At 45.7% G+C, this 11066-nt stretch carries 7 protein-coding genes and 3 tRNA genes; 6 read left to right on the top strand and 4 right to left on the bottom strand.

The window, feature by feature from the left end:
* Positions 1-314: 314 nt before the first annotated feature.
* On the top strand, positions 315-1499 hold the full coding sequence (locus ACSSU7_RS03620; protein ID WP_492517360.1) for a WD40/YVTN/BNR-like repeat-containing protein: 1185 nt from the start codon (positions 315-317) through the stop codon (positions 1497-1499).
* A 4-nt stretch (positions 1500-1503) separates the two neighbouring features.
* Positions 1504-1782 carry a ubiquitin family protein gene (locus ACSSU7_RS03615; RefSeq protein WP_492517359.1) on the top strand — a complete coding sequence of 93 codons (279 nt, stop codon included), beginning with the start codon at positions 1504-1506 and terminating at the stop codon, positions 1780-1782.
* Between the two features lie 259 nt (positions 1783-2041).
* Here the strand turns inward: ACSSU7_RS03615 and ACSSU7_RS03610 are convergent.
* The 4 genes from ACSSU7_RS03610 to queF all read right to left on the bottom strand — a co-directional run bounded on the left by ACSSU7_RS03610 (position 2042) and on the right by queF (position 3014).
* Positions 2042-2117: transfer RNA gene (locus tag ACSSU7_RS03610), tRNA-Glu, on the bottom strand.
* Positions 2118-2176: 59 nt separating this feature from the next.
* A tRNA-Glu gene (locus ACSSU7_RS03605) sits at positions 2177-2252 on the bottom strand.
* A gap of 80 nt (positions 2253-2332) precedes the next feature.
* Positions 2333-2408, bottom strand: a tRNA-Ala gene (locus tag ACSSU7_RS03600).
* Positions 2409-2567: 159 nt separating this feature from the next.
* Positions 2568-3014, bottom strand: a complete 447-nt coding sequence (queF, locus tag ACSSU7_RS03595; RefSeq protein ID WP_492517358.1) for a preQ(1) synthase — start codon at positions 3012-3014, stop codon at positions 2568-2570.
* Positions 3015-3101: 87 nt separating this feature from the next.
* On the opposite strand from queF, the gene smc reads away from it, so the two are divergent.
* The 4 genes from smc to cysQ are packed head-to-tail and all read left to right on the top strand — an operon-like array spanning position 3102 to position 11046.
* Positions 3102-6659, top strand: a complete 3558-nt coding sequence (gene smc / locus ACSSU7_RS03590) for a chromosome segregation protein SMC (RefSeq protein WP_492517357.1) — start codon at positions 3102-3104, stop codon at positions 6657-6659.
* A gap of 35 nt (positions 6660-6694) precedes the next feature.
* Positions 6695-8185: a cell division protein ZipA C-terminal FtsZ-binding domain-containing protein gene (locus ACSSU7_RS03585; protein ID WP_492517356.1), complete on the top strand. Its 1491-nt coding sequence runs from the start codon at positions 6695-6697 to the stop codon at positions 8183-8185.
* A gap of 18 nt (positions 8186-8203) precedes the next feature.
* Positions 8204-10237 (top strand): NAD-dependent DNA ligase LigA, encoded by a 2034-nt coding sequence (ligA, locus tag ACSSU7_RS03580; protein WP_492517355.1) that lies wholly within the window; start codon positions 8204-8206, stop codon positions 10235-10237.
* Positions 10234-11046, top strand: a complete 813-nt coding sequence (cysQ, locus tag ACSSU7_RS03575; protein ID WP_492517354.1) for a 3'(2'),5'-bisphosphate nucleotidase CysQ — start codon at positions 10234-10236, stop codon at positions 11044-11046. The genes ligA and cysQ overlap by 4 nt, the downstream gene beginning before the upstream one ends.
* Positions 11047-11066 lie beyond the last annotated feature (20 nt).

Raw genomic sequence — 11066 nt, 5'->3', positions numbered from 1 at the left:
AACCTATGATCACTAGCTATTCGCCCTAACAAGCCAGCCAACTTTGAATTACGTCTACATATATCTTTAAATACCACATGGTGCACAAACAGTCTGTTCGATAGCGCACATCACAATGATTCGATTAATCCATAATATGTTTGAATGTTTAGATGAGAGATAGTTTCTGCTATTAAAGCGTTGGCGATAACGGCTTTACTGGGCATTCATTTTCGTTGTTAATTTCCCAATAAATGTAGTCTAATTACAAAACTAATCTCAAGCTCTTTTCTCTCTATTTGTTACATGACGTGGCTATGTGTGAGGATAAGTTAATGTCTAATATGATTTTACTCGGCACTCGCAAGGGCACCATAATATTCGATCGTATCAATGCTAAATGGCAGCCACGCCAAATTGCACATGCGGGTATCCCTGTGTGTTATGCGGCGCGTGACCCTCGTGACGGTACATTGTGGGCATCTTTGGACCATGGGCATTGGGGCCCTAAGTTATCCCGTTCTCGTGATGGGGGTGCAACGTGGGTCGATATTTCATCCTTAAAATATCCTGAAGGCGCACGTTATATCGTCAAATATCTGCCTACCCCAGATTTCAACCCGGAGTCACCGTCTGCTCAACCAGAATATGGCGATGCAACTGTATTAAAAATCTGGAATATCGCGTTTGGGGATGCCAATCAGCCTGGTAGGCTATATGCAGGCACTATCCCTGGTGGTTTATTTATCAGTGATGATGGCGGTGATACGTGGGAGCTCAACCGACCGCTATGGAATCATGATAGTCGGGGTGGTGATTTGTTCGCAGGTGATGCGACCTCGGAAAATCATTGGAATGGCACGCCTGCCAGTATCGATTATGGCGTGTTTGAACCCGGTATTCACTCCATCGTTATTGATCCGCACGATGCAAGCCATATGTATGTCGCTGTATCTACAGCTGGGGTCATCGAGACTACCGATGGTGGCCAAAGTTGGAGTGGACGTAATCGCGGTATGCTGAATGATTACATGCCGAACCCAGAATCCGATTGGGGTCATGACCCACATTTCGTAACAAGTTGCCCCAATCAGCCTAATCATCTTTGGCAGCAAAATCACTGCGGTATTTTTTACAGTGATAACGGCGCCGAGAGCTGGAAAAAGGTCAGCATGCCTAATGTTGGTGTGAATTTTGGTTTCCCAATTGCGGCTGATGTAAATGATGGACGTACCGCGTGGGTGGTGCCGGCAAGTGCAGATTCAGAGCGCATGGCGATTGATGGCGGTTTGTTCGTCGCACGGACTTCTGATGGTGGACAGACATGGCAAACGTTTAGACAAGGTCTGCCGCAAGATAATGCCTACGACATTGTCCTTAGACATGGTCTTGATGTGTCGGGAGATTGTTTATGTTTTGGCAGTACCACTGGAAATGTGTACTTATCAGAAGACCGTGGTGAAACATGGCAATGCTTGGGTAGCAATTTTCCGCCGATTTATTCAGTACGATTTGGTTGATATCATGCCTCGTGTAGAAATGACGCAACATCTTTACCGGTACTTTCCGCAATTAAAGAACCGAGTGATTACTGTGTCAGCTGGCTCGGTCGCGGAAATTTTACTTGCAGTGAACGAGATTGCGCCAGGCTTTACTGATTACGTACTTGATGAACGTGGTAGCTTGCGCCGGCATGTGAATATCAGTATCAATGACACTGTCGTGATTGATAAAGTAAAACTCTCTGATTATGTTGCAGATGAAGCAACTGTTTATATTTTCCAGTCCCTCAGTGGAGGTTGAGCTCATCAGATGCTATGGAATAACATCATACTAATTGGAATAAATCTTTGCTAGATGTGGCTAGCAGATTAAGAACCGAGCATTCCGATTTTTATTTTAACGGATAAGGTGAGCCTGCAATTGACGATAGAGTCAACATGATATTTATTAGGGCAGAGGATTTTTTTTGAGGAGTGCGTGGACTATCAGTACTTAAATCAGTGTCAATATTGATGTTCATTAACAACTGTTGCCTAATCTATATGGTTTATATAGCTTTTGGCGTCCCCACGGGGATTCGAACCCCGGTCGCCTCCGTGAAAGGGAGGTGTCCTAGGCCTCTAGACGATGGGGACCTAAGAATTACTACCGTACTACTGATGCTTTAAATTAGCCAACAGTTTAAGAAAACTTTTGGCGTCCCCACGGGGATTCGAACCCCGGTCGCCTCCGTGAAAGGGAGGTGTCCTAGGCCTCTAGACGATGGGGACCTAAGAATTTACCGCTAAACTAACAAGTGCAGCATTTTACAACATTTTGCTTATAAATCGAAGTGATTTGTAAGTCTTTTTGGTGGAGGTAAGCGGGATCGAACCGCTGACCTCTTGCATGCCATGCAAGCGCTCTCCCAGCTGAGCTATACCCCCAAAACCTACAACATATTGTTTTAAGCTGTTGCAATGTTAGCGAGGCGCCATATTAAAGATGGGCGCGGGGCTTGTCAATCACTTTCCTGTTAATTTGTGCAAATTCTAAAAGAATTTGCACATCAATCAAGCTGCCGCTATCACTATTGATGATTGCGCTTAGCCGCGGATGTTGGATTGGCTTTCAAATTGGGTTAATTCAACACGCGGTTGTGGCTGCCAGCCTGGTTTGCGATGCTCAGCAATAACGTTTGTGAATACGCCGCCTCTGACATAAAATTTAGCGGTCACACGCATGAATTTAGGCTGAGTAGCTCCAACCAAGTCATCTAATATGCGATTAGTCACAGCTTCATGGAAGCAGCCTTCGTCGCGGAATGACCACATATAGAGTTTTAGGCTTTTAAGTTCTACACAGAGTTGATCCGGGATGTAGTCTAAATAAATCACAGCAAAATCAGGCTGGCCTGTTTTAGGGCATAAGCACGTGAACTCTGGGATTTCCATATGGATATGAAAATCACGTGTCGTGGTTGGGCTTTCAAATGTCTCTAACGTTTTAGAGGGTTGCGCGGTTGGTTTTGCACCTAGTGATAGATCAGTCATGATGATAGTAGAGCTTTTAGCTTAAAAAACGTTATTATAACGCCCTAAAGCCAAACCTAATCCAAACCTATTTAGTAAAAGTTCATTTTGCGTTTAACCCATCTCAAACTCTCAGGTTTCAAATCATTTGTTGACCCGACAACGCTGCATATTCATGGGCAACGTGTAGGCGTGGTTGGCCCAAATGGCTGTGGAAAATCGAATGTTATGGAGTCTGTGCGCTGGGTGCTGGGGGAGTCGTCTGCCAAAGAAATGCGAGCAGATGCGATGGATGCTGTCATCTTTAACGGCTCAGGTAACCGCAAGCCTATTTCTCGCGCCAGTGTGGAGTTGGTGTTTGATAACAGCTTGGGTAGTGCGGCCGGGGAGTGGTCTCAGTATGCGGAAATCTCGGTAAAGCGAGTGATTGAGCGTGATAAGGGTTCGACTTATTACATTAATAATAGTGTGGTACGTCGCCGTGATGTAGCCGATTTGTTTTTAGGTACGGGTTTGGGCGGCAGGGCTTATGCGATTATCGGGCAAAATACCATTAGCCGAATTGTGGAAGCGCGCCCTGAAGAGATGCGCGTATTCCTTGAAGAAGCGGCCGGGGTTAGTAAGTATAAAGAGCGGCGCAAAGAAACTGAGCAGCGCTTACGTGATACACGTGAAAACTTGTTACGGGTAGAGGACATTCTGCGTGAGTTGGATGCGCAAATCGTACGTTTGCAATCACAAGCGGCAGTAGCTGCGCAATACAATCAAATGCAGCAAGCTTTAAATATCACCAAGGCACAGATTTGGTTATTAAAAAAGCGTGATGCAAGTGCGCAGTGGGAGAAGTCGCAACGTGCTGTTGAGCAGCTAGTCAATGCACTGGAAGCACAAATGGCAAGCTTGCGACATAGTGAAAATACGCTAGAAACACTCCGGCAGCAGCATGTTGCATCAAGTGAAGCAGTTAATGTGGCGCAGGCTGCTTATTACGAAGCGAATGCAGAAGTGTCTAACCTTGAAAATCAAGTGAAAAACACCGCGGACGCGAGAGAGCGCTTACAGATACAGTTGCATCAGCTATCGATGCAATTAGAGAAGAACACGCTACAGCACAGCCAAGTTGAGCGCGCACACGGTTTAGCTCAGGCTGAGCTTACTCAGGCGAATGCAGATTGCATGCATGCCGAGGAGGCAATGAGCGCGGCACGTGAGGCTGTGCCATTGCAGTTGCAGTGCTATCAGGCAGCACTCGCTGCTTTTAATGCCAGCCAATCAACATGGCTAAACACAGAGCAGCGCTTGCGTTTAGAGCAGGCAAATATGGCGCATTTGTCTCGCTCAATTGCAGAAACTAATGAGCAACTCAAGCGCCTACAGCAAAGTTATGCGTCATTGCAGATTCCAGCGGATAGTCTGCTTGTTGAGCAGCAATCGGAACTTAACGCCTTGACTTTGCAAGTTGCTGAATTGGAGCAACAAAGCACTCACGCTGCTCAGCAAGAGCAGGCTTTGCATGTTGAAATTAAAAACCATAGAGATGCTGTGCATCAGCATCAGCGCGCGTTGCATGTACTTGAGGCTGAAATTAATTCATTGGCTAAGCTGCAACAGTCTATGCGCAAAGTGGATGATGCATCCGCATTAAGCGCATGGTTAACAGGCGTTGGTTTAAATCACCAGCAGGAGCAAAATGTAAGGTTGTGGCAACTTGTTCGTATTAAGTCTGGCTGGGAGTCAGCGTTTGAGGCGTTTCTTGGTGCAAAACTTAATGCTATTGCGTGTGATCAATCGTTGATTGAGGCTGGTGTGGCAGATCGGGCCCCGCTTGCTGTAACGCTAGTTACCGCATCCGAGTCTGCCGCTGATCATGTTGCTAGCGATACAGTTACTCCTTATGCCACTATGCTATCGTTAGTGGAGCATGTAGAGCCTAGCTATCAGGCGGTGCTGCAAGACTGGCTGGCTGGTGTGTATATATTAGATAGTAATGCTGATGTTGTGAAAGCTGTTGGCTCATTGCAACGGGGCGAATGTTTAGTGAACCAACACGGAGATATTTATACTCGGCAAAGTGTGACGTATTTTGGCGAGCAGTCAGTACTGCATGGTGTGCTGGAGCGCCAAGCACGCTTGATTGCCTTGCAGAGCCAATTGCCAGAAGCGCAAGCGGAACTGACACTTAAAAATGAACAGCTGTTACAGCTAGAGCACAATATGCAGCAACTGCGTTCTACGCAGCATAGGCATCAGCAACAACTCAAGCATGTGACACAGCAGGCGCATCAGTTGAATTTGCATTTGCAGCAACTTAAACAGCAGCAGGCCAACGCAATACAGCGGCAGGCAATGCTGCAAGCAGACTGTAATCTTGCTGAAGAAAAACTGCAGAAGCTGCAAATGGAAAGTGCACAAAAGCAAACGTTACTCAATACCATCACTGTAAGCCTTACAGCGCTGCAGCATGAAAAATTGTCGCTAGAATCAAACAAGCAGTCTGCGGAGAGTTTATTAAACGATGCTAGATCGCAGTTGCAGGTGGCTGAGCGTATTCATCAAGAAAAAAGTTTTAATGTAAAATTAATAACAAATAATATCAATGAATTAGAGTTAAAAGTTAAATCAATACAAGAGGATATCTCTTCGCTGAAGTTGCGGTGTGCAGAGGTTGAAACAACATTGGCCGCAACTAAGATGGAGGCTTTAAGAGCAAATCTGGAAGCAGCGTTAAACGCCAAGCAGCAGCGTGAATTATCGTTAGTGAGCTTGCGTAATGCGATGAGCGAGAACGAAACCATTTTGCAGCAGCAGGAGCGCGAACGTTTACAGCAAGAACAGCAATTGCATCCTTTGCGAGATAAGTTGGAAGCTAGCCGTTTAACTGAGCAAGAAGCGCGTATTTATTTTGAGCAATGTCAGGCTGAGCTTGAAGGATCGAATATTGAAGAGGCTGTGCTTGAAAGTCATTTCAAGCAGAGTGTTGGTGCAGAGGTTAAAGTGACTGACCTTGAAAGGAAAAAGACCAAGCTAACATCGGATATTGAAGCCTTAGGTGCTGTGAACTTGGCGGCTATAGAGGAGTTAGCCTCAGAGCAGGCGCGTAAGCACTATATTGACAGCCAATGCCAAGACTTGACTGAGGCAAGCAAAACCTTAGAGGATGCAATCTATAAAATTGACCGTGAAACGCGCAGCCGTTTGCAGCACACGTTTGATGAAGCAAATAAACATTTTAATGAGTTGTTCACTACCTTGTTTGGCGGCGGGCAGGCTAAGTTAGAGATGTTAGGCGATGAGATTTTAGATACCGGCATGCAGGTGTTCGCGCAACCGCCAGGTAAAAAGAATAGTACGATTAATTTATTATCAGGTGGTGAAAAAGCGCTAACAGCGCTAGCCTTGGTTTTTGCTTTATTTAGGCTGAACCCAGCACCATTTTGCCTGATGGATGAAGTGGATGCACCGCTGGATGACAGCAATACGGAGAGATTTTGTGCGATGGTGCAAAAAATGTCTGAGAAAACACAGTTTTTATATGTGAGTCATAATAAAATTACAATGGAAATGGCGCAGCAATTAATCGGTGTTACTATGCAGGAATCAGGTGTTTCACGCATTGTAGACGTGGATATGGAAGCGGCTGTGAAAATGGTTGAGACAGCGTCTTAAATGACGGCTGTTATTTAGTTGAGAGTTTAATGTAAATGAACGATTTGCAAATCATATTAATCATTATTGGTGCTTTAATCATTGCTGCCGTACTTTTGTTTAACTGGTGGCAGGAGCGAAGGTTTAATCAGCAAGTAGAAAGCAGCTTCTCTAAATTGCAAAACGATGCGCTTTTAAATGATGGTACTAGCAGTGATAGTGTCAGTGCAGATGCAGTCAATGCGTTTGAAGAAGATAATTTTTCTATTGATACTGAGCGTTTGAAAGAGCGTTTTGATCATGAGGGTCGTGACAGCAGATTTGCAGCAATCAAGGATACGAGAGCGGAAAGTGATGAAGGCGCTTTGGATGACATTGATGAAGCATATTCAGAGTTAGTCGCTAGGCAGGGCCATGAGCACCACCATACACCGGAGGCAGACTTGCATGATGATGCTTACGAAGCAAGCAGCAGTGCGGATATCAAGCCAGCCCAGCATGAAGAAATCAAAGCAATTTTCAATGATGCTTTTAATCAAATTAATGTCGCTCCGGCGGTCAGCGCCGTATCAACTGATGCGGCTAATTACGAGAGTGACGAGCCTGTAGCCCCAACTAAGCTAGCAGCAGCCACAGCGCCTAAAGCTGCGGTGGCAAATGATGTGACAAAATCTAGTTTACCCGCCATGCTTCAATCACAGATGGACTTAATTGCTGTGATCTATTTAGCTAATGAAACCAGTATTACTGACATTACGGCAAGTATCGGTGGTTTTTTTGAAGATTATGACAAACCGATTCATCTGCACGCATTAGTTCGTGAAACGGATTGGGTTCTGCTAACCGCATTAGCGGCGCAACCAGAGATTGCTGATTACACCACTACAAAAATCACATGTAGCTTACAGCTTGCTGATCGTGCAGGTGCAGTGACCCGTAGTATCTTGAACCGATTCCAGCTAGCTGTAGAAACCTTGGGCTTGGATATTGATGGCCACGTTGAATGGCAAAGTAACGGTGACTCATTATTAGCGGCCTCAGCATTAGATGCTTTTTGCATCGAAGTGGATAAAACGATGGGCTTCCACTTGGTGCATGGTGATCATGGTGCTTTCACCGGCACTAAATTAAGGGGCCTCAGTGAGGCGCAGGGCTTGGTGCTAGAGGCTGATGGCGCATTTAAGTATTATGATGAAAGTGACGCATCACAAGTCAATGCTAAGGCACCCTCTGTTTCATTTGTGATGTTTAATCGAGACAATTACCCATTTAACCCTGAAATGTTAAGAACGAGTGTAGTGAAAGCCGTTACTTTCCAGCTAGATATCCCGCATGTGATGCATTGTACTGAGGCATTCAATCACATGGTGCAAATAGCCCGAAATATGGAAGCGGGCCTAAATGCGGTGTTGGTAGATGATAACAACAGGCCGTTAGGCGATATGCAGATTGAAAAAATTCGGCAGCAACTCAAAGTGATTTACGCCACGATGTTAGTGCGAGGCATCGTGCCTGGCTCAGACAGTGCGCGTAGATTATTCTCATAAGTTTCAAGGTTAGGTTTAATGTCAGATCCGAAGTTAAGCGATGCTGAGCAGCGTATTTTAGAGTTGCGTGAGTTAATCGCGCGTTACGACTACGAGTATTATGCGCTTGATGCTCCTTCTGTTCCTGATAGCGAGTACGATAAAATTTATCGTGAACTACAAGCCTTAGAGCATCAATATCCCAGTCTAGTGGCGCCAGACTCGCCAACTCAGCGTGTGAGTGGTACAGCTACCAATGCGTTTAACAGCATCACTCATCGTCAAGCCATGCTCTCTCTTAACAATGCGTTTGAGCAGAGTGAGTTAGAAGCTTTTGATAAACGTATTCGTGAGGCCTTAGGCGTCGTACAAGTGGAATATGCGGTAGAGCCAAAGTTTGATGGCTTAGCCATTACCTTAACTTACGAGCACGGTGTTTTTACACAAGGGGCTACACGTGGCGACGGTTACACTGGGGAAGATGTAACGCATAATCTGCGTACCTTACGTGCTATACCAATGCGTTTAATTTGTGAAAATCCACCAGAGTTGCTAGAAGTACGAGGTGAGGTGCTCATGTTAAAACGTGACTTCGATAAACTTAACCAAGCACAGCTGGCAAAAGGCGAAAAGTTGTTTGCGAACCCACGCAATGCGGCCGCAGGCAGCCTGCGCCAGCTAGATGCAAAGGTGACCGCTACACGCCCACTCACATTTTTTGCCTATGGCTTAGGTGTGGCTGAAGGGATTCCCGCGCTGACTAGTCATAGTGCCGCCATGAGTTACTTGGCTAGTTTGCATTTTCCTGTCAGTAGCGTGCGTGATGTGGTGCAGGGTGTACAAGGGCTTAGCGAGTATTATGAAAAAATAGGCCAGCAGCGCCCACAATTACCTTTTGATATTGATGGCGTGGTTTATAAAGTTAATCAATTTAACCAACAGAGTGAGTTGGGCTTTGTGTCTCGTGCTCCTCGCTGGGCGGTCGCGCACAAGTTTCCTGCGCAAGAGGCTCTTACTTTAGTAGAAGACATCACTGTGCAGGTAGGCAGAACTGGCGCGATAACCCCAGTTGCACGGTTAAAACCAGTGTTTGTGGGTGGCGTGACTGTGACCAACGCCACGCTGCATAATGAAGATGAGATTCGCCGTAAAGATATTTTAATTGGCGATACCGTTAGTGTGCGCAGAGCTGGAGATGTGATTCCAGAAGTAGTGAGCGTAGTGCTGGCAAATCGGCCACTAAATGCGCGCCGTTTTGAAATGCCGACCGTGTGTCCAGAATGTGGTTCGCATATTCTTAAGCAGGAAGATGAAGCCGTTGCGCGTTGTACGGGCGGGCTGTTTTGTCCTGCACAGCGTAAACAGGCAATTACACACTACGCTTCACGCCGTGCCATGGATATTGAGGGCTTGGGTGAAAAACTGGTTGACCAGTTGGTTGAGGCTAACTTGGTGCATACGCTGGCGGATATTTACAGCCTTGATATGCCTACGCTCAGTAACCTCGAGCGTATGGCAGAAAAATCCGCTCAAAATATCTTAGATGCATTGAATACCAGCAAAAAAACCACACTTGCACGCTTTATTTATGCGCTCGGCATGCGCAATGTAGGCGAAGCTACAGCTAAAGACTTAGCGAAACATTTCGGTAACTTAAAGGCATTAATGGCCGCCAGTATTGAAGATTTGCTAGAGGTGAATGATGTTGGCCCAATTGTTGCTGAGTCAATTAGAAACTTCTTTACTGAAGATCATAATAAAAGTGTCATTGATGCATTGTTAAATGCTGGAATACACTGGGTAGAAACAGAAGGCAGGCAGCAAGTTACCGGTAAGCTTGTTGGTAAAACCTTTGTGTTAACTGGCACCTTGCCAAGCCTGTCGCGCGATGATGCCAAAGCACTGATAGAGGCAGCTGCTGGAAAAGTAGCAGGCAGTGTTTCAAAGAAAACAGACTTTGTGGTGGCAGGTGCCGATGCAGGGAGTAAGTTGGAAAAGGCACAATTATTGGGCATTGCGATTCTGGATGAGGCAGGCCTATTAGCAGTGTTAGCGGAGGGTGAACCATCATGATTAATGAAGGCCATCAATTTCAAGCGGATGTGATTGCAATTGCTAAAGAAGCTGGCGATGCAATTATGCAAATTTATTCAACTGACTTTGGCTTTGAAATGAAGTCAGATAACTCTCCACTCACAGAGGCGGATATTGCTGCACACGATATTATTGTTGCAAGGCTTAGCCAGCTTACCCCGGATATCCCTGTGTTATCTGAAGAGTCTGATGAGATTGATATTGGCTCACGGTTGAGCTGGCAAACATACTGGTTAATTGACCCATTAGACGGTACGCGAGAGTTTCTTAAGCGGAATGGGGAGTTTACGGTGAATATTGCCTTAATTAGCCAGCACAAATCCATTATGGGGGTAGTGTACGCGCCAGTTACTGGTTTAACTTACTACGCAAGTAAAGGGCAGGGGGCTTATAAGCAAGAAGGCGCTGCACCTCCACAAAGGATTTATACAAAGCCGCTAAATTTAACACAGGTCACTATTGCAGGTAGCCGGTCACACTCCGATGAGCGCTTTCAGAAATTTTTGCTTGGTGTGGAAACGGCAACCCTAGTCAAACCTGAACTTATCTGCTTGGGCAGCTCTCTAAAAATTTGCTTGGTGGCCGAGGGTAAAGCTGATGTATATCCACGCTTGGGGCCTACTTACGAATGGGATACTGCAGCTGGGCATTGTGTGCTGCAGGAAGCAGGCGGTGATATTGTAGATATGCACGCAGCGGTGTTAAATTATAACGCTAAGCCATCGCTGTTAAATCCACATTTTTTTGCAACTGCTGAAAAGTCTCAGCAGTGGGCAACTTTCTTATAATGGTTACTTATCTCATCTAA

Source organism: Methylotenera sp. E1MeOHC1, from assembly GCF_058745595.1.
The sequence above is the reverse complement of the archived record's forward strand: the minus strand, read 5'-3'. Positions and strand labels throughout refer to the sequence as shown.

Bases quoted from the DNA above. Each gene is read 5' to 3' on its own strand.
- cysQ (WP_492517354.1), top strand. From the start codon at position 10,234: ATGATTAATGAAGGCCATCAATTTCAAGCGGATGTGATTGCAATTGCT.
- ACSSU7_RS03585 (WP_492517356.1), top strand. From the start codon at position 6,695: ATGAACGATTTGCAAATCATATTAATCATTATTGGTGCTTTAATCATT.
- ACSSU7_RS03620 (WP_492517360.1), top strand. From the start codon at position 315: ATGTCTAATATGATTTTACTCGGCACTCGCAAGGGCACCATAATATTC.
- queF (WP_492517358.1), bottom strand. From the start codon at position 3,014: ATGACTGATCTATCACTAGGTGCAAAACCAACCGCGCAACCCTCTAAA.
- ACSSU7_RS03615 (WP_492517359.1), top strand. From the start codon at position 1,504: ATGCCTCGTGTAGAAATGACGCAACATCTTTACCGGTACTTTCCGCAA.
- ligA (WP_492517355.1), top strand. From the start codon at position 8,204: ATGTCAGATCCGAAGTTAAGCGATGCTGAGCAGCGTATTTTAGAGTTG.